The following is a 19,012-nucleotide window of genomic DNA, read 5'->3' on the forward strand; positions in this document are numbered from 1 at the left end:
ATGGCAAAAAAAGAACGAGCGGATGTTCTCTTAGTACAAAGAGGATTAATCGACACGAGAGAAAAAGCCAAACGGGCTATTATGGCCGGACAAGTCTATACATTACACGAACGTATAGACAAGCCGGGCACTAAGATAGAAATAGATTCAGATCTACACATAAAAGGGGAAACACTTCGCTATGTTGGAAGAGGCGGTCTAAAATTAGAAAAGGCTATATCTGAATTTGAGTTAAACCTCGAAGACAGAACGGTGATTGATATCGGCTCTTCAACAGGCGGTTTTACGGATTGCGCTCTACAAAACGGAGCAAAACTAGTCTATGCAGTTGATGTTGGGTATAATCAGCTGGCATGGAAGCTTCGGCAGGACCCAAGGGTTGTAGTCATGGAACGGACGAATTTTCGCTATGTGACATCCGAAGATTTAAAGCAGGATCAGCCTGATTTCGCTACCATTGATGTTTCTTTTATTTCGCTTCGACTTATTCTCCCTGTTTTGAAAACAGTTCTAGCTTCTAAAGGGGAAGTGGTTGCTCTAGTAAAACCTCAGTTTGAAGCGGGGAAAGAAGATGTGGGAAAGAAAGGGATTGTTAAAGATCCCAGGATCCACAGAAGGGTTCTCGAGGAGATGGTTGAGTTTGCAAAAAAACAAAGTTATAAAGTGAAAAGCTTATCTTTTTCGCCTATCACTGGCGGGGAAGGAAATATCGAATTTTTACTTTATCTCCAGTGGGATGGCGAAGATGAAACAACAGAAACTGATTCGATCAATGTTGAGGAAGTAGTTCAGAACGCACACGAAAACTTTAAAGGATAATCAGTGGGATACATATACATGTATCCTTTTTGTTTTGGCGAAATTATCTGTACATGAACAAATGGTGCTTTGCAACAAATCAGTCAAAAAACGTTGTTCACCGTGATGCTTTATGCTAGGATTGTGACACAAAAACCAATTGGATTTGTTGACTAACAGCATATTTTTAGGATTATTAAACAAAATTAGACAGTATAAGACTGTATAGATATACAAAAATATACAAATTGTTTATAATAAAAATAGAAATGAATGTTTGACATACGGCAAGGGGGCCAAAAATGAATAAAGGGCAGCGTCATATAAAGATAAGGGAGCTAATTGCCAATTATGATATTGAGACGCAAGATGAATTAGTGTATTCCTTGAAAGAAGCAGGATTCAACGTAACGCAGGCAACGGTTTCCAGAGACATAAAAGAGCTTCACCTTGTTAAGGTGCCAACGATGGATGGGCGATATAAATATAGCTTACCGGCTGATCAGCGTTTTAATCCTCTCCAAAAATTAAAACGCGCCTTAACAGATGCGTTTGTAAGCATTGACTATACGGACCACTTGATCGTTATGAAGACACTTCCAGGAAACGCCAATGCAATCGGTGCTTTGATTGATAATTTAGATTGGAACGAAGTGTTAGGCAATATTAGCGGTGATGATACTATTTTAATCATTTGCAGGAATAGAGAATTCTCCCCGGTAATTTCGCAGCGTTTTTTAGATATGCTATAAGTTTAAATATTTTTAGGAATTACAGGATAAGGTGTGGTTAAATGTTAGCAGAATTATCAATACGTAATTTTGCAATCATCGAAGAAATTTCATTGTCGTTTGAAAAAGGGTTAACTGTTCTCACCGGGGAAACCGGAGCGGGAAAATCCATTATCATCGATGCGATAGGCCTCTTAGTCGGGGGGCGTGGATCCTCGGAATATGTTCGATACGGAACGAAAAAGGCAGAAATTGAAGGACTTTTCCATATAGAGCCGGCGCATCCTTGCATACAAAAACTCGAAGAGCTAGGAATCGAAATTAATGATGGTATGGTTATTTTACGCCGTGATATTTCGAGTTCCGGAAAGAGCGCTTGCCGAATTAATGGAAAGCTTGTAACACTGGGCATCCTAAGGGAAATTGGACAGAACTTGATCGATATTCACGGCCAGCATGAACATCAAGATTTGATGCAGGAAGAAAAGCATTTACAGCTGCTGGATCATTTTGGTGAACGATCAATCAAATCCGCTCTTACGGAATACCGTGCAATTTATGCAAGGTATAAAAAAGTTGAGAAACAAATAAAAGATTTATCTGAAAATGAACAAAAGATGGCACAACGCCTTGATTTAATTCAATATCAACTCGAGGAGATCCAGACAGCAGATCTACATCCTAATGAAGATGAAGAGTTAATGGATGAGAAACTGCGGTTGTCGAACTATGAAAAGCTCTTTACTTCTTTAAATGACAGCTATAATTCCCTTTATGGCGAAAACCGTGGACTAGACTGGGTCGGACTTGCGATGGCTCAGCTCGAGAATGTATCCGATCTTGACGAAGAGTTAAAGGAAATTTATGATCTAGTGGCCAACCAGTTTTATTTGCTGGAGGAAGCTGCATTTAAAATCAGTAATTTCCAGAGCCAGCTTGAGTTTGATCCTAATCGTCTGGATATGATCGAAGAAAGACTTAGCGAAATTCATTTATTAAAAAGAAAATATGGAAGCAGCGTACAAGAAATTTTGGAATATGCAGCATCTATAGAGGATGAATTGGATACGATAACCAACCGTGAAGGTCGAATTTCTTCTCTAGAGAAAGAATTAAAGGAATTGTCCGCTGATTTATTAGTTGAAGCCAAAAACCTATCGAGATTAAGAAAAAAAGTTGCTTCTGATTTAACTGAGGCAATCCATTATGAATTACAAGAGCTTTACATGGAAAAGACAAAGTTTTCCATCGGTTTTTCTTATTATGAGGGAAAGCCCGGGAAAAGCCCTGAGATCGAAGGCTTTCCGATTTCTTTTCACGATGATGGGATTGATAAAGTATCGTTTAAAATTTCTACAAATCCTGGGGAACCGCTAAAAGAACTTTCAAAAGTTGCTTCTGGAGGAGAACTTTCGAGGATTATGCTTGCTTTAAAATCCATTTTCTCCAGGCACCAGGGAATAACGTCCATCATTTTTGATGAAGTAGATACAGGAGTTAGCGGCCGTGTAGCGCAGGCGATGGCAGAAAAGATTTATGGACTGTCGGTTGATTCGCAGGTTCTAGTCATTACCCATCTGCCACAGGTAGCTGCTATGTCTGATACTCACCTTTATATTTCTAAAGAAGAAACGGGGCAGGGAAGAACAAAAACAAATGTAATTCAATTATCGCTTGAGGAAAAAACAGAAGAACTTGGAAGAATGATTTCAGGAGCTGAAATGACAAGCCTCACGAGGCAGCATGCCAGGGAATTGCTCGACCTTGCCGAAGAGATTAAATCCTGAAATTGAAAAGCTATCCATCTAAGGATAGCTTTTTCTTTTTTCTTAGTTATAATAACGATTTTCTAAGGCAAGATTATAGATACAGCCATGTTGGAGGTGTGGGTAAGAGCGAGGAGAGTGAAGGATTGAAATTTGATATGATAAGACAAATAATTGGAATAGTTCTCCTTGGTTTTCTGGTTATTGTCGGTTTTAATAAACCGATTCAAACAATGTTATCGATGCCACAGCAGTTAACATTGTTTGAAGGAGAGAAAAAGTCAATAAACAACTACTTTCCTGGAAGTGCAGTTGCCAGTTCTATGGCAAATAGCGTCATTTCGATCGACAGAGACAAGGAAAAGCGTGCGGTTGACGTGACTGCAGAAAAGAGCGGTGAGGCAGAAATGCTGTTGTCGCTTGGCGCTCTTCCTGTAAAAAATGTAGATGTTAAAGTTCTGCCCGATTTTAAAGTGATCCCGGGCGGCCAATCTATAGGCGTTAAGTTAAACACACTGGGCGTTCTCGTTGTTGGACATCACTTAGTCCAAACCCAGAGTGGTGATAAATCTCCGGGAGAAACCGCAGATATCCATGTAGGTGATATTATAACCAAAATAAACGGGAAACCAATTAAAAATATGGATGATGTTGGTCCTATTATTAAAGAAGCCGGTTCAGATGGAAGTTCATTAGAAGTCACGATAATAAGGGAAAAAGAAGTGTTGAGGAAAAAGCTTACTCCGGTAAAAGATAGTAACGACAAATCATATCGTATCGGTTTATATATCCGCGACTCGGCAGCAGGGGTAGGTACATTAACATTTTATCACCCTGAAACCAAAAAATACGGAGCGCTGGGCCATGTCATTTCGGATATGGATACGAAAAAACCTATTGTCGTCCACCACGGAGAGATCTTCGGTTCTTCTGTTACTTCTATCGAGAAAGGCAGCAATGGAAAACCTGGAGAAAAGCTAGCTCGTTTCTCTAACGAGGATAAGACACTCGGAACAATTACTCGCAACAGTCCGTTTGGTATTTTCGGAAAGATGAATGAAGATATAGATAACGAAATATATAATAAACCAATGCCGATAGCCTTATCCCACCAGGTCAAAGAAGGACCTGCGAAAATCTTAACTGTAGTAAAAGGAAGTAAAGTAAAGGCGTATGACATTGAAATCGTAAGCTCTATACCACAAAAGTTTCCTGCAACCAAAGGGATGGTCATTAAAGTGACAGATCCTGAGCTGTTAAAAACAACAGGAGGAATTGTGCAGGGAATGAGCGGGAGCCCAATTATTCAAGACGGAAAAGTAATCGGGGCAGTTACACACGTTTTCGTAAATGATCCTACCTCAGGGTACGGTGTTCATATAGAGTGGATGCTGCAAGAAGCTGGCATTAATATTTATGAAGAAGATCGCAATGGAAAGCGGGCGGCGAGCTGAAAATGCTCCTGTTCGCTTTTTTTCTGTTTTTTTAAAAGCTCTTTTCGCACACTTTGTTGCTTAATAAGCTTCACAGTAGAGATGAACTGCGACGCAATTACAGCATTGATTTCCACTCCGGGCAGTTCGCTTTCCGCGGGCAACGCTTCAGCTTCCTCGTCAGCAAAAACCGCTTCCTGCGGGATCTTCAGCTGTTGCTTTTCCCGCAGGAGTCGACTGCCCTCTGCTCCAATCAATTGACGTTTTTCAAAGATGTTGAACATCAAAGCACAGCTTAGCGAAGGAAACACACGTAGACTCCTGCGGGACAGCGAAGACGTTGAGACCCCGCAGTGAGTTTCCTTTGCGAGCGAGGAGGCTCAGCGCGAGCCCGCGGAAAGCGTAGTGTATTTCCGTAGCGGTCAGTAGTAACTTACGTCGCAGTTTATCGCTTTTGTGCAATAACAACAATCTTTTAGCCTTTTAAAATAAAAAAGCTGATGATGAACAGTAAGGATATGCTATAATTAATCTAATATCAAAAATGAAGAAAATTCGACAAAAACACAAATGAACTCCTGTCAAACGACAAATGACCTCGAAAAATGAAGAAAATAAAAGGGAGATAAAGAAAAGAAGATTTTTTTATTCTTATTTAGAAAATTTAAAGGGTTTTTGGAATACCTGTTGAATTTTATACAATAAGCAAGAAATAGTTGGAAGGAGAGACATAATCGTGCAGAAGATTAAAGTGTGCTTGGCGGATGACAATCGCGAACTAGTTAGCTTAATTGAGGAATATATTTCTCACCAGGATGACATGGAGGTAATCGGTACTGCTTATAACGGCCAGGAATGTTTAGCCCTTTTGGATGAACAGGTTCCAGATGTGCTCGTTTTAGATATTATAATGCCTCACTTAGATGGCCTTGCGGTATTGGAAAGACTTCGCGCTGAAAGTATTTCATGCAATGTGATAATGCTAACTGCCTTTGGCCAGGAAGATGTTACAAAGAAAGCTGTGGACCTTGGAGCGTCTTATTTTATTCTGAAACCGTTCGATATGGAAAACTTAGCGAGCCATATTCGCCAGGTCAGTGGAAAAAAACAGGCTTTTACAAAATCTACCCCAACGTTTAAGCGCCATGTCAAAGAATCGAGGCCTAAAAATCTTGATGCAAGTATTACAAGTATCATCCATGAAATTGGAGTTCCTGCTCATATCAAAGGCTATATGTACTTAAGAGAAGCGATCACAATGGTTTATAATGATATTGAATTACTTGGCTCGATTACAAAAGTGCTCTATCCTGATATCGCGAAAAAGTTTAACACAACCTCTTCTCGTGTAGAAAGAGCGATCCGCCATGCTATTGAAGTTGCATGGAGCAGAGGGAATATCGAATCGATCTCCAATCTGTTCGGATATACAGTAAGCATGTCTAAAGCCAAGCCAACTAACTCCGAGTTCATCGCAATGGTAGCTGACAAGCTTCGTATCGAACATAGCCAGGACAACTACACGTATAATCGATAAGAAATTATATTTATTTTATAAAAGCTGAAGTAACAGATAAAAGACACCTGCAAATTTTGCAAGGTGTCTGTTTTTATGAGCGTTTACTGAATTTCTTTTGTAATTTGTTCCTTTTTCGGTCTCTATAGAATATAAAGCCGCCAACGAAAGCGAGTCCTGCTGCAAAGAAGACCAATCCGGCAAGGAACTGTAAAGATAAAGACGGAAATGGTGTCTGAAGATAACCGAATAATACATCTCTCATTAATTTTATACCATAAACCCCTAATAACCCGGGTAAAAGCACCACTAACAAGGCGATCAAACGCATGTAACTGCATCCTTTCAAAGTAAACTACCTCTTATTTTATCGAACATTGCTGTAACTGTCTAATCTTAACAATGAAAGTTATATGAAAATTCTTTTTACTGTGCAGGAATTGTCAAATCGAAAAAACAATTGTATGATTAAGTATGAAGATGATTGCATGATAAAAGGAGTTTGTCCGGTGAATAAATGTATGATAGTAGGAGCGGGGAAGGGTGGAACTGCCCTTCTAAGAATTTTGCAAGAAACCGAAATGATGGAAGTAGTAGCCGTGGTCGATGTGAATCCAGATGCTACCGGCATTCGGTTGGCTAAACAGCTAGAGATCGATACATACCAGGACTGGAGAAGTGTGCTATCAAGCGAGATAGATGTGATTATCGAAGCTACTGGCATTGAAGAAGTTTTTGAAAATTTAAGGGACCATCGCGATAGGCAGACTGTTCTTATCCCCGGGTCAGTAGCTAATATCGTTTTAAAACTTATAGAGGAAAAAGAAGGGTTGATTGAAGAACTTCAAAGCCAATCTTATCAGCAGGATCTTATTCTAAATTCTACTCATGATGGTATGGTCGCCATTGATATCGAAGAAAGAATTACTCTCTTTAATCATAGTGCAGAACGAATGACGGGGATTAACCGCAAGCTTGCTCTTGGTCAAAATGTTGGTGCAGTAATCGCTAACAGCCAGCTGCCGAGAATCATAACATCAGGTCATGCAGAAATAAATCAGGAGCAAACGCTCGATAATGGCAAAAAAATTATCACTACAAGAATACCTATGGTCGATGATGCTGGTCGTTGTGTGGGGGCTTTTGCGGTTTTCAAGGATATTACTGAGATAGAAGAAATGGCAAATGAAGTTACAAATCTAAAAAGTATTCAAACCATGCTGGAAGCAATCATTCATTCATCAGACGAAGCGATATCGGTTGTAGATGAAAAAGGGCGTGGATTGATGATCAATCCTGCCTACAGTAGATTAACAGGACTGCGTGAGGAAGAAGTGATCGGTAAACCGGCTACTACAGATATTTCTGAAGGAGAAAGCATGCACATGAGGGTGTTGAAAACCCGGAAGCCCGTGAGAGGTGTTCGGATGAAGGTCGGTCCGAATAAGCGGGATGTTCTTGTCAATGTAGCTCCAGTAATAGTGGACGGAATGATAAAAGGAAGTGTCGGTGTTATCCACGATATTTCAGAAATACATTCATTGACCAATCAGTTGAAAAGAGCGAGGCAAATCATTAGAACCCTTGAGGCCAAGTATTCTTTTGACGATATAATCGGTGAGTCAGAGGAAATTAAGTTTGCGGTCGAACAAGCAAAGCTAGGAGCTACTACTCCTGCGACAGTCTTGTTACGTGGAGAGTCTGGCACAGGAAAGGAACTTTTTGCCCATGCGATCCACAACGCGAGTGACAGAAAGTTCAACAAGTTTGTACGGGTCAATTGTGCTGCGATTTCGGAATCGCTGCTTGAGAGTGAATTATTTGGCTATGAAGAGGGTGCATTTTCGGGAGCGAAGCAGGGTGGAAAAAGAGGTCTGTTCGAAGAAGCGAACGGAGGCAGCATTTTCCTTGATGAGATCGGTGAAATTTCGTTAAACACACAGGCAAAATTGCTTCGGGTCTTGCAGGAAAATGAAATCGTCAGGGTGGGAGGAACAAAGCCCATTCCCATAAAATTGAGAGTTATCGCAGCAACGAATGTAAATCTTGAAAAGAGAATAAGAGAGGGGACTTTTCGGGAAGATTTATATTATCGACTAAATAGATTGCCGATCCAGATTCCTCCGCTCCGGAATAGAAAAGAAGATATAAGATTGCTTGCTGAACATTTGATTAACAAAATCAATCAGGATTATGGGCGCAATGTGGATCAGTTGAGCGAGGATGCGGTTCATTATTTACAGCAATATGAATGGCCGGGCAATGTGAGAGAACTAGAAAATGTACTTGGAAGAGCGATGATTCATATGGACATGCAAGAAAGGATAATGGATGTTCAACATATTCCTGCTCTTGAAACTGATGCAAAATCAGCAGGTGAAACAATCACAATAAATGAGTTGGAGTCTGCCACACTGAATGAACTTGTTGAGTCTTTCGAAAAACAGGTACTTCAAAAAGCATTGAAAGCAAACAACGGAAATAAAACAAGGACTGCTAAAGAGTTGGGTGTTTCGTTAAGAAATCTTTATTATAAAATGGAAAAGTATAATATTGAAAATAATAGCACGCAATAATTTGCGTGGCATGAAAAAAAATGCATGCTCTTAACCTTGAAATAAAGCGGTTTCATAAGATTTGAAAGTTGGCATGAATATTGCATTATAAATAGTGGGCCTTGCAAAAGGAGGAGTTAGAGTTGAAGTTAGATAGGCTGATTCAAGTTGCTGCTGAACAACCTGATAAGATTGTAGCTGTTGCAGCAGCGGAAGATGAAGAGGTTATAGAAGCAGTAAAACGAGCGATACAAGAAGAAATCGCTTCCTTCTTACTGTTTGGCAAAGAAAAGGAAATCATTCATTTGTTACAAAAAAAGGGGCTGGATCCCACTACCACAGATAAACTGAAGGTTCTAAATGCTTCTACGCCTTCAGATGCTGCAGAAAGCGCAGTAAAAGCGGTGAATAGTGGGGATGCTGATGTTTTAATGAAAGGCATGGTATCAACTGCTGTTATTCTAAAAGCAGTTCTTAACAAAGAATGGGGTCTTCGAACCGGTAAAGTTCTATCCCATGTGGCTGCTTTTGAAGTTCCTCATATGGAAAATCTCATTTTTGTAACTGATGCAGGAATGAATATCGCGCCGGACTTAAAGCAAAAGTCCGAAATTATAAAGAATGCAGTATCAATAGCAAATTCAATCGGGATTAAGCGACCTAAAGTTGCACCTATAGCAGCCGTGGAGGTAATCAATCCTGATATGCAGGCTACGTTGGATGCTGCTGCGTTAACACAGATGAACCAGCGGGGCCAGATTAAAAACTGCTTGATCGATGGTCCGCTTGGGCTCGACAATGCAATCTCGCTGGAGGCTGCAGAACATAAAGGAATAGAGAGCGATGTTGCAGGAGCGGCCGATATTTTAATGGTGCCAACAATAGAAGTAGGAAATGCATTATATAAATCGTTAATTTATTTTGCCCGTGCGAAAGTTGGGGCAGTAATTGCTGGAGCTAGAGCTCCGATCGTGCTTACATCGAGAGCCGACAGTGCGGAAAGCAAACTTTATTCAATTGCACTTGCAGTAAATTCTACAAAATAACATGGAAGATACAGGGAGGAAACAAAAATGGAATTATTTAAGTACATGGAAACCTATGACTATGAACAAGTGGTAGTATGCCAGGATAAACAATCTGGTCTGAAAGCGATTATTGCTATCCACGATACTACTCTTGGTCCTGCACTCGGTGGAACAAGAATGTGGACATATGATTCAGAGGAAGCGGCTTTTGAAGATGCATTGCGTCTTGCAAAAGGGATGACTTATAAGAACGCTGCTGCAGGATTAAACCTCGGCGGAGGAAAAACAGTTATTATCGGGGATCCTCGCAAAGATAAAAATGAAGAAATGTTCCGAGCGTTCGGGCGGTATATCCAGGGCTTGAACGGGCGTTATATTACAGCTGAAGATGTAGGTACAACTGTAGCTGACATGGATTTAATCCATGAAGAAACTGATTATGTTACAGGTATTTCTCCTGCATTCGGTTCTTCAGGAAACCCTTCACCAGTTACAGCTTACGGTGTATATGTAGGGATGAAAGCGGCAGCGAAAGAAGCGTTTGGCACTGATTCTCTCGAAGGTAAAACTGTTGCTGTCCAGGGTGTTGGGAACGTGGCTTATAATCTGTGTAAACATCTTCATGAAGAAGGAGCATCCTTGATTGTTACGGACATTAACAAAGAAGCTGTTCAACGCGCTGTTGATGATTTTGGAGCGAAAGCTGTAAATACAGATGAAATTTATAGTGTTGATTGCGATATTTTTGCCCCATGTGCCCTGGGAGCTGTAATTAACGACGACACGATCCCGCAGATTAAAGCAAAAGTTATTGCTGGAGCAGCAAACAACCAGCTGAAAGAAACAACTCACGGTGATCAGATTGCTGAAATGGGTATTGTTTATGCTCCTGACTATGTCATTAATGCAGGCGGTGTTATTAACGTAGCAGACGAACTTTACGGATATAACCGTGACCGTGCGATGAAACGTGTAGAAGGGATTTACGATAATATACAAAAAGTAATCGAAATTTCAAAGCGTGACGGCATTCCGACTTATGCAGCAGCAGATCGCATGGCTGAAGAGCGTATCGAAAGAATGAAAAATTCGAGAAGCCAATTCTTAATGAATCCGCACAACATTTTAACTCATCGCAACAGATAAATTGGAGGTTAGAATCTTGGCCAATTCAGAATATCGTCTACTGGTCATAAATCCAGGTTCGACATCGACGAAAATAGGTATATTTGACAATGAACGTGGCGTATTTGAAAAAACCATTCGTCATAACAGCGAAGAGATCAACACATATGAGAACATTATTGACCAATACGAATTTCGGAAAAACGTGATACTTGAAACGCTTGACCAGGAAGGTTTCAATATTTCCAAGCTTGATGCGGTAGTTGGCCGGGGAGGGTTGTTGCGACCTATCGTAGGAGGAACATACTCCGTGAACGATCAAATGCTTGAAGATTTAAGAAATGGGTTTTCAGGAGAACATGCTTCCAACCTTGGTGGAATTATTGCTTTTGAAATCGCAAGCCAGTTAAACATCCCTTCTTTCATAGTAGACCCGGTTGTGGTAGATGAACTTCAGCCGGTGGCTCGGCTTTCCGGTGTACCAGAGATAGAAAGGAAGAGCATATTCCATGCCCTAAACCAAAAAGCCGTTGCAAGAAGGGTCTCAAAACAATTGAATCAAAGGTATGAGGATCTAAGGTTGATTGTCACCCACATGGGAGGCGGAATCACTGTTGGCGTCCATGAAAACGGAAGAGTTATTGATGTGAATAACGGACTGCATGGTGAAGGCCCTTTCTCACCGGAAAGGGCAGGAACAGTACCGGTAGGGGACCTTGTATCAATGTGCTTTTCGGGGCATTACTACGCTGATGAAATTATGAAAAAGCTAGTTGGACAAGCTGGTTTTGTCGGATATCTTGGGACGAACGATGCAGTGAAAGTTGAGAAGATGATCAAAGAGGGCAACGAGAAAGCAGAATTGGTTTATGAAGCGATGGCTTACCAGGTTGCAAAGGAAATAGGTGCAGCCAGTGCTGTGCTTTCCGGGAGAGTAGATGCGATAATTTTGACCGGCGGTCTGGCATACGGCAAGGAATTCGTTGAAAAAATAACTGAACGTGTTAAATGGATCGCCGATGTGATCGTTCATCCGGGAGAAAATGAATTGCAGGCGCTTGCTGAAGGCGGTCTTCGAGTCTTAAGGAATGAGGAAGATGCAAAGGAGTACCCAAACTCCCCGATCGTAGAAAAAGTGATTTAAACCATTTGTAAAGGAGCATCATTATGGCTGAAGAATATGATCTCGTCATTTTAGGGGGAGGCACTGGCGGTTATGTTGCCGCAATTCGTGCTTCTCAACTCGGACTAAAAGTAGCAGTAGTTGAAAAAGCCGAGCTTGGTGGAACATGCTTGCACAGAGGATGCATACCGAGTAAAGCATTGCTTAGAAGTGCAGAAGTATTTGCAACAGCAAAACACGGAGAAAAGTTTGGTGTGATGGCAAAAGAAGTTGCGCTTGATTTTCAAAAAGTGCAGGAACGAAAGCAAAGTATCATTGACCAGCTTCATAAAGGCATCCAGCACCTGATGAAAAAAGGGAAAATCGATGTGTTTGAAGGATTTGGACGAATTTTAGGGCCATCTATTTTCTCTCCGATGCCTGGAACTGTATCTGTTGAAATGAATAACGGTGAAGAGAATCCAATGCTTATTCCTAAAAATGTAATCATTGCAACTGGTTCAAAACCACGGACATTGCCGGGACTTGATGTGGATGGAGAGTATGTACTCACCTCTGACGAAGCACTCCACATGGAGAAAGTACCTGACTCTGTGATTATAGTAGGCGGAGGAGTAATCGGAATAGAATGGGCTTCGATGCTTGCGGACTTTGGTGCTAAGGTTACCGTTCTTGAGTACTCTGATAGAATCCTTCCTACTGAAGATAAAGAAATCTCTAAGGAAGCCCAGCGCTTAATGAAGAAAAAAGGTGTTAAAATCCTGACAAGTGCTAAAGTAATGGGCGATACGCTTGAAAAAGGAAACGGCGTTAAGATCAAAGCGGAACATAATGGAGAGAACAAAGAATTTGCCGCAGATAAACTTCTCGTTTCAGTAGGACGTGAAGCTAATGTTAAAAATATTGGACTGGAAAACACAAGCATTAAGGTGGAAAACGGAGTCATCCAGACGAACGAATTCTACCAGACTGCTGAAAGCCATATTTACGCGATCGGCGATGTGATCGGCGGAATGCAGCTTGCCCATGTAGCTTCACATGAAGGGATTACTGCGGTGGAACACCTTGCTGACCAGAACCCTTCACCGATCGACTATACACAAGTATCGAGCTGTATCTACAGCAGCCCTGAAATGGCAAGCGTAGGACTGACAGAAGATGAAGCGAAAGAAAAAGGCTATAACGTAAAAACAGGAAAGTTCTTGTTTAAAGCAATCGGTAAAGCCCTGGTTTTCGGTGAATCTGATGGTTTTGTAAAACTTGTTGCTGATGCGGATTCGGATGATCTGCTTGGCGTTCATATGATTGGCCCACATGTAACCGACATGATCTCTGAAGCAGGACTGGCAAAAGTATTGGATGCGACACCATGGGAAGTCGCTCATACGATCCATCCGCATCCGACCCTTTCAGAAGCAATCGGCGAAGCGGCTCTTGCTGTAGATGGTAAAGCGATCCATTCATAAACTCGAGGTAATTTAAGGGAGGTACACTTATATGGCAGAAAAGCGCCATGAGAAACTTGGCTTATCTGATCAAGATGTTCTTGATATGTTTGAAACGATGTTATTAGCACGTAAAATTGATGAGCGCATGTGGTTATTAAACCGTGCGGGAAAAATCCCTTTTGTTATTTCATGCCAGGGACAGGAAGCAGCACAGATCGGTGCAGCATTCGCCCTTGATCGTGAAAAGGACTGGGTAGCACCTTACTACCGTGACCTGGGAATTGTTTTAGCCTTTGGAATGACTGCTAAAGACATTATGCTTTCCGGCTTTGCGAAGGCCGAAGACCCGAATTCAGGCGGCCGCCAGATGCCTGGGCACTTTGGGCAAAGGGAAAACAGAATTCTCACCGGTTCTTCACCAGTAACGACTCAGGTGCCACACGCAGTAGGTGTCGCACTGGCAGGAAAGATGGACGGGGAAGACATCGTAACCTATGCATCGTTTGGGGAAGGATCTTCCAACCAGGGAGATTTCCATGAAGCTGCTAATTTCGCGGGAGTACATAAGCTTCCTGTAATTTTAATGTGTGAAAATAATAAATATGCGATCTCAGTTCCTGTATCCAAGCAGTTAGCTTGTGAGAAGGTTTCAGACCGTGCCATCGGTTATGGAATGCCTGGCTATACAGTAGACGGCAACGATCCTCTTGCGGTTTATGAAGTATGTAAAGAAGCTGCAGACCGCGGCAGACGAGGGGAAGGCCCTACACTTGTTGAAACGGTTTCTTACCGTTTGACACCTCACTCCAGTGATGATGATGACCGTGCATACCGTTCGCGAGAAGAAGTAGAAGAAGCGAAGAAAAAGGATTCGATCATTACGTTTGCAGCTTATTTAAAAGAAAATGGCGTTATGTCTGATGAAAAAGAACAGGAAATTCAAGAGCGCATTAAAAAGCTAGTAGACGAAGCAACAGAATATGCTGAAAATGCAGATTATGCGGCACCGGAATCTGCTATGAATTACGTTTACGGAGAATAGGGGGGAACAGCATGCCAGTTATTTCTTACATTCAAGCAGTTACACAAGCATTAAGGGAAGAGATGCAGCGAGACAAAGATGTTTTTGTTCTTGGGGAAGACGTTGGGGTACGCGGAGGTGTATTCCGTGCTACCGATGGCTTATACGAAGAGTTTGGTGAAGCCAGAGTCATCGACACACCGCTTGCAGAATCAGCGATCGCAGGTGTTGGTATCGGTGCTGCCATGTATGGAAAGCGTCCTGTTGCAGAAATGCAATTTGCCGATTTTATTATGCCAGCTGTAAATCAGATTATTTCCGAAGCAGCCAAAATCAGATACCGTTCAAATAATGACTTTTATTGCCCGATTACAATCCGTGCTCCTTACGGCGGAGGTGTACATGGTGCCCTTTACCACTCACAGTCGGTGGAAGCCATCTTTGCAAGTGTCCCGGGTCTGAAAATTGTAATGCCATCTACTCCTTATGATGTGAAAGGCCTGTTGAAGGCGGCGATCCGTGATGATGACCCTGTTCTATTCTTTGAACACAAACGGGCATACCGGTTAATTAAAGGGGAAGTTCCAGAGGAAGATTATACGCTTCCAATAGGAAAGGCGGATGTGAAACGGGAAGGCGAAGATATAACCGTCATTACATACGGTTTGTCCGTGCATTTCGCACTTCAAGCTGCTGAGAAGCTTGAAAAAGATGGTATCTCTGCACATATCCTTGATTTAAGAACGGTTTATCCGTTAGATAAAGATGCAATCATCGAAGCGGCATCTAAAACGGGTAAAGTACTCCTTATTACGGAAGATAACAAAGAAGGAAGCATTATGAGTGAAGTGGCTGCTATCATTTCCGAACATTGCCTGTTTGATCTTGATGCGCCGATCAAGCGTCTGGCGGGCCCTGATGTTCCTGCGATGCCTTACTCACCACCGATGGAAAAATACTTCATGATTAATCCTGATAAAGTCGAAAAAGCAATGCGTGAGCTTGCAGAATTTTAAGCAAAACATTACAGGTTTCGAGGAATAGGAGGTTTTATACTTGGCAGTCGAAAAGATCTTAATGCCACAGCTCGGAGAAAGCGTTACCGAGGGTACCATCGAAAAATGGTTGGTAGGTGTAGGCGATAAAGTAAATAAATATGATCCAATTGCTGAAGTCAACACGGATAAAGTTAATGCAGAAGTTCCTTCCTCTTATACAGGCACAATTAAAGAGTTAGTTGCGTCTGAAGGGGATACTCTCGAAGTAGGAGAATTGGTCTGCTACATCGAAGTGGAAGGCGGTGTTTCAGAAGAAGAAACACAGGAAGCTTCTCCAGAACAAAAAGCGATCGAAAACCATGATGCAGAAGCAGGAAATGAGCAAGACCAGCCGATGAAACGCCGTTATTCTCCAGCAGTTCTTCGTATGGCACAGGAACAGGATATTGACCTTGAACAGGTTAAAGGGTCCGGCAAAGGCGGAAGAATAACGAGAAAAGATATTCAGGCAATTATCGATTCTGGTGAGATACCGAAAAAAGGCGGGGCAAAAACGCAACCAACTAAAGAAGCACCAGAACCGAAACAAGCAGCTACAGTTCCTGCTCAGCAGCCTCCTAAAGCTAATGCTACTGAGGTACCGGTTGCGGAAGGTGATGTGGAAATTCCTGTTACGGGCGTCCGTCGTGCAATCGCTAACAATATGGTGCGCAGTAAGCACGAAGCTCCACACGCCTGGACAATGGTAGAAGTAGATGTAACCAACCTGGTAAATTTCAGGAACAGCGTAAAAGGCGATTTTAAGAAAAAAGAAGGCTACAGCTTAACATTCTTCTCTTTCTTCATCAAAGCTGTTGTGGAAGCGTTAAAAGAGTTCCCGCAAATGAACTCGATGTGGGCCGGGGATAAAATCGTACAGAAAAAAGACATCAATATGTCCATTGCTGTAGGCACAGACGATGCGTTATTCGTTCCGGTTATTAAAAATGCGGATGAAAAGAGTATTAAAGGCATCGCACGTGAAGTTACCGAGCTTGCTAAAAAAGCAAGAACAGGCAAGCTGAAATCTGATGAGATGCAGGGCGGAACATTTACAGTGAACAATACCGGTGCTTTCGGTTCCGTACAGTCGATGGGTATCATCAACTATCCACAGGCTGCAATCTTGCAGGTAGAATCGATCGTTAAACGCCCGGTAGTGATGGACAATGGCATGATTGCAGTTCGCGACATGGTTAACCTATGTCTATCGCTTGACCACCGAGTGCTTGACGGAATGGTCTGCGGGCATTTCCTTGCACGAGTAAAAGAAAAGCTTGAAAACATCTCTAAAGAAAACACTTCTGTTTATTAAGGTTTAGAGCCATTGCTGGTAAGGCGGTGGCTCTTTTGTTTAACATTGGGCTTTTTTTCGTTATAATAAAATAACAGAAGAATAACCTAATTAACAGAGACCTGGAATGTCAAAGCTATTTCATGGTACGTAAGGAGTGTAAATATAATGGGAATGAATTTTAATTTATTTATGAACGACGTTGTGGCTACTGCACGAAAAGAAATTAGCGAAGCTGGATATCAGGAATTAAAGACTCCGGAAGAAGTAGATGAGGTTATGAAAAAAGAAGGTACCTCTCTTGTGATGGTGAATTCTGTATGTGGATGTGCAGGAGGCGTAGCCCGCCCAGCGGCAAAATTAGCACTTGATAACGAAAAGAAGCCAGAACATCTTGTAACAGTGTTTGCCGGGCAGGATAAGGAAGCTACTGAACAAGCGCGTTCTTATTTTAAAGGTTTCGCCCCATCTTCACCTTCATTCGCCCTTTTGAAGGATGGAGAAATTATCAATATGATCGAGCGCCATGAAATTGAAGCGAGCGATCCACAAGAAGTTTCTGGAATGCTTAAATATTTGTTTGATAAATATTGTTAGAAAGTTAAGTTTTAGAAGCTATCCATGGTATAATTTGTTTCATAATAAAGAAACTCGCCGGTCGGCAAGCCGTTGGGTAAAAGCGGGAGAGTAGCTGCGCTTAACTATCTTCTTGAAATTTCAACGGCTTCGAGGATGCTCTTCTGCTAAGTTATACTTTCCTATACGTAAAAAAGCCGGGCGCTGGCACGCCTACGGCTCCTACAATAAACGGTCCTCCAGGAGGATCGGCCAATAAAGAACGATAGACCGCCCCCTGTTAATATGATCTCAAGGGCGGTCTATTTTTTGTTATGAGGAAAAGAAAGTACGACAACGATTAAAGTCGCAAAGCTAATCGAAACCATCATTGCCTCATAAACCGTCAGTGGCATCACCCCCTTTCGTGTTAAAAATGGGGTGTGCCGAACCGCCCTTAGAGAACCCGCCTATTGTATAAAATCGATTATAGCATGTTAACGCCCCGTCTCGTATAGCTAATAAGTCACGTTCTAACCTTCATATTCAATATGTGCTCAAATTCACCTAACAATTGGTAAAAAGAAAAGGAATTATCGCTGTTTTCAGAGAATAAAAAAAGAAACGGTAAAGGTGTGAGTAAAATTCTGAAAAGATAAACATTTTTAATTATGAAGAAAAATGTAGATTTATAGTTTTGGTGTGTGTTATTATTCATTACAGTGAATGAACATACAGTTAAAATGACACATGGGGGGAAATATAAAAATGAAAAAGTTTTTATCGGTTAGCTTTTTATTGGTTTTGGTAATAAGTATGCTTGCAGCCTGCGGAAATGTAGAAGAAGGCTCGCCAGAATCTGCAGGAGACAACGGAAGCAGTGACGGCGAGGCTAAGAAAACACTTGTTATGGGTACTTCTGCAGATTATCCGCCTTACGAATACATCGATACAGCCCAGGGTGAAGACATTATTGGTTTCGATATCGATATTGCTAAATATATAACAAACGAATTAGGCTATGAGTTAAAAATTGAAAACATGGATTTTAACGGATTGATCCCGGCCTTGAACACTGAAAAAGTAGATTTTGTAATGGCAGGAATGACACCGAAGCCAGAGCGCAAAAAGAACGCTGATTTCTCTGAGATTTATTATACTGCTCAACAATTGATCATGACCACAAAAGGTAGCGGCATTGAAAAAATTGAAGATCTCGATGGGAAAAAGGTAGGAGTTCAGCTTGGTTCTATTCAAGAAGGCGAAGCAGAAAAGATAAAAGAAAAAGTGGATATCGAAGTTGTTAAACTTAACAAAATCCCTGAAATCATCCAGGAGCTAAAATCAGGTCGTATCGACGCATTGATCATTGAAGATGCGGTTGCGTATGAATTCATTGAGAAAAATGAAGATTTGACTTCATTTGTCCTTTCAGCTGATGCGGAAGCTGGTTCAGCTGTAGCCTTCCCTAAAGGAAGTGACCTTGTAGAAGACTTTAACAGCGAACTTGCGAAAATGAAAGAAAACGGAAAACTGGATGAACTAGTGGAAAAGTGGTTTAAAATAAACAATTAATCGCAGC

17 protein-coding genes are annotated in these 19,012 nt (G+C 41.6%); 15 read left to right on the forward strand and 2 right to left on the reverse strand.

From position 1 onward, the window contains the following. The 4 genes from FCL54_RS15785 to spoIVB all read left to right on the forward strand — a co-directional run bounded on the left by FCL54_RS15785 (window position 1) and on the right by spoIVB (window position 4,749). Window positions 1-819 (forward strand): TlyA family RNA methyltransferase, encoded by an 819-nt coding sequence (locus tag FCL54_RS15785; protein ID WP_138127699.1) that lies wholly within the window; start codon window positions 1-3, stop codon window positions 817-819. Between the two features lie 281 nt (window positions 820-1,100). Continuing rightward, the gene (gene ahrC / locus FCL54_RS15790; RefSeq protein WP_138127700.1) at window positions 1,101-1,550 is read left to right on the forward strand and encodes a transcriptional regulator AhrC/ArgR; all 450 of its coding nucleotides are present in this window, start codon (window positions 1,101-1,103) and stop codon (window positions 1,548-1,550) included. A 41-nt stretch (window positions 1,551-1,591) separates the two neighbouring features. After that, window positions 1,592-3,316, forward strand: a complete 1,725-nt coding sequence (gene recN / locus FCL54_RS15795) for a DNA repair protein RecN (RefSeq protein ID WP_138127701.1) — start codon at window positions 1,592-1,594, stop codon at window positions 3,314-3,316. Between the two features lie 125 nt (window positions 3,317-3,441). Beyond that, a complete protein-coding gene (gene spoIVB / locus FCL54_RS15800) occupies window positions 3,442-4,749 on the forward strand; it encodes a SpoIVB peptidase (protein ID WP_138127702.1) in 1,308 nt (435 codons plus the stop codon). Here the strand turns inward: spoIVB and FCL54_RS15805 are convergent. Continuing rightward, window positions 4,710-5,039, reverse strand: a complete 330-nt coding sequence (locus FCL54_RS15805; protein WP_138127703.1) for a hypothetical protein — start codon at window positions 5,037-5,039, stop codon at window positions 4,710-4,712. The genes spoIVB and FCL54_RS15805 overlap by 40 nt on opposite strands. A gap of 425 nt (window positions 5,040-5,464) precedes the next feature. Between FCL54_RS15805 and spo0A the strand changes: the two genes are divergently transcribed. Beyond that, a complete protein-coding gene (gene spo0A / locus FCL54_RS15810) occupies window positions 5,465-6,265 on the forward strand; it encodes a sporulation transcription factor Spo0A (protein ID WP_138127704.1) in 801 nt (266 codons plus the stop codon). Window positions 6,266-6,338: 73 nt separating this feature from the next. On the opposite strand, the gene FCL54_RS15815 is transcribed toward spo0A, so the two are convergent. Next, window positions 6,339-6,575, reverse strand: a complete 237-nt coding sequence (locus FCL54_RS15815) for a DUF2627 domain-containing protein (RefSeq protein ID WP_138127705.1) — start codon at window positions 6,573-6,575, stop codon at window positions 6,339-6,341. Window positions 6,576-6,753: 178 nt separating this feature from the next. On the opposite strand from FCL54_RS15815, the gene FCL54_RS15820 reads away from it, so the two are divergent. The 10 genes from FCL54_RS15820 (at window position 6,754) to FCL54_RS15865 (ending at window position 19,005) form a co-directional block, all read left to right on the forward strand. Beyond that, complete coding sequence (locus tag FCL54_RS15820; protein WP_138127706.1) at window positions 6,754-8,820, forward strand: sigma 54-interacting transcriptional regulator; 2,067 nt, start codon at window positions 6,754-6,756, stop codon at window positions 8,818-8,820. 122 nt (window positions 8,821-8,942) lie between these two features. Continuing rightward, window positions 8,943-9,845, forward strand: coding sequence for a phosphate butyryltransferase (gene yqiS / locus FCL54_RS15825; RefSeq protein WP_138127707.1), 903 nt, complete (start codon window positions 8,943-8,945; stop codon window positions 9,843-9,845). A 27-nt stretch (window positions 9,846-9,872) separates the two neighbouring features. Further along, on the forward strand, window positions 9,873-10,973 hold the full coding sequence (gene bcd / locus FCL54_RS15830; protein WP_138127708.1) for a branched-chain amino acid dehydrogenase: 1,101 nt from the start codon (window positions 9,873-9,875) through the stop codon (window positions 10,971-10,973). A 16-nt stretch (window positions 10,974-10,989) separates the two neighbouring features. After that, window positions 10,990-12,096, forward strand: a complete 1,107-nt coding sequence (gene buk / locus FCL54_RS15835; protein ID WP_138127709.1) for a butyrate kinase — start codon at window positions 10,990-10,992, stop codon at window positions 12,094-12,096. 23 nt (window positions 12,097-12,119) lie between these two features. After that, window positions 12,120-13,541 (forward strand): dihydrolipoyl dehydrogenase, encoded by a 1,422-nt coding sequence (lpdA, locus tag FCL54_RS15840; RefSeq protein ID WP_138127710.1) that lies wholly within the window; start codon window positions 12,120-12,122, stop codon window positions 13,539-13,541. Between the two features lie 31 nt (window positions 13,542-13,572). Continuing rightward, window positions 13,573-14,565, forward strand: coding sequence for a thiamine pyrophosphate-dependent dehydrogenase E1 component subunit alpha (locus FCL54_RS15845; protein ID WP_138127711.1), 993 nt, complete (start codon window positions 13,573-13,575; stop codon window positions 14,563-14,565). Window positions 14,566-14,576: 11 nt separating this feature from the next. After that, entirely contained in the window at window positions 14,577-15,560 is a 984-nt protein-coding gene (locus FCL54_RS15850; RefSeq protein ID WP_138127712.1) for an alpha-ketoacid dehydrogenase subunit beta, read from the forward strand. A 40-nt stretch (window positions 15,561-15,600) separates the two neighbouring features. After that, a complete protein-coding gene (locus tag FCL54_RS15855; RefSeq protein WP_138127713.1) occupies window positions 15,601-16,896 on the forward strand; it encodes a dihydrolipoamide acetyltransferase family protein in 1,296 nt (431 codons plus the stop codon). Window positions 16,897-17,043: 147 nt separating this feature from the next. Next, window positions 17,044-17,472 (forward strand): BrxA/BrxB family bacilliredoxin, encoded by a 429-nt coding sequence (locus FCL54_RS15860; RefSeq protein WP_138127714.1) that lies wholly within the window; start codon window positions 17,044-17,046, stop codon window positions 17,470-17,472. A gap of 726 nt (window positions 17,473-18,198) precedes the next feature. Then, complete coding sequence (locus FCL54_RS15865) at window positions 18,199-19,005, forward strand: transporter substrate-binding domain-containing protein (protein ID WP_138127715.1); 807 nt, start codon at window positions 18,199-18,201, stop codon at window positions 19,003-19,005. Window positions 19,006-19,012: the final 7 nt, after the last annotated feature.

It is taken from the genome of Exobacillus caeni, from assembly GCF_005747095.1.
GTDB classification, from domain to species: domain Bacteria; phylum Bacillota; class Bacilli; order Bacillales; family Guptibacillaceae; genus Exobacillus; species Exobacillus caeni.

Excerpts from the sequence above, each read along its gene's own strand:
- FCL54_RS15865 (WP_138127715.1), top strand. The coding sequence starts at position 18,199 with ATGAAAAAGTTTTTATCGGTTAGCTTTTTATTGGTTTTGGTAATAAGT.
- FCL54_RS15860 (WP_138127714.1), top strand. The coding sequence starts at position 17,044 with ATGGGAATGAATTTTAATTTATTTATGAACGACGTTGTGGCTACTGCA.
- FCL54_RS15785 (WP_138127699.1), top strand. The coding sequence starts at position 1 with ATGGCAAAAAAAGAACGAGCGGATGTTCTCTTAGTACAAAGAGGATTA.
- FCL54_RS15850 (WP_138127712.1), top strand. The coding sequence starts at position 14,577 with ATGCCAGTTATTTCTTACATTCAAGCAGTTACACAAGCATTAAGGGAA.
- lpdA (WP_138127710.1), top strand. The coding sequence starts at position 12,120 with ATGGCTGAAGAATATGATCTCGTCATTTTAGGGGGAGGCACTGGCGGT.
- recN (WP_138127701.1), top strand. The coding sequence starts at position 1,592 with ATGTTAGCAGAATTATCAATACGTAATTTTGCAATCATCGAAGAAATT.
- FCL54_RS15815 (WP_138127705.1), bottom strand. The coding sequence starts at position 6,575 with ATGCGTTTGATCGCCTTGTTAGTGGTGCTTTTACCCGGGTTATTAGGG.
- ahrC (WP_138127700.1), top strand. The coding sequence starts at position 1,101 with ATGAATAAAGGGCAGCGTCATATAAAGATAAGGGAGCTAATTGCCAAT.
- FCL54_RS15845 (WP_138127711.1), top strand. The coding sequence starts at position 13,573 with ATGGCAGAAAAGCGCCATGAGAAACTTGGCTTATCTGATCAAGATGTT.
- bcd (WP_138127708.1), top strand. The coding sequence starts at position 9,873 with ATGGAATTATTTAAGTACATGGAAACCTATGACTATGAACAAGTGGTA.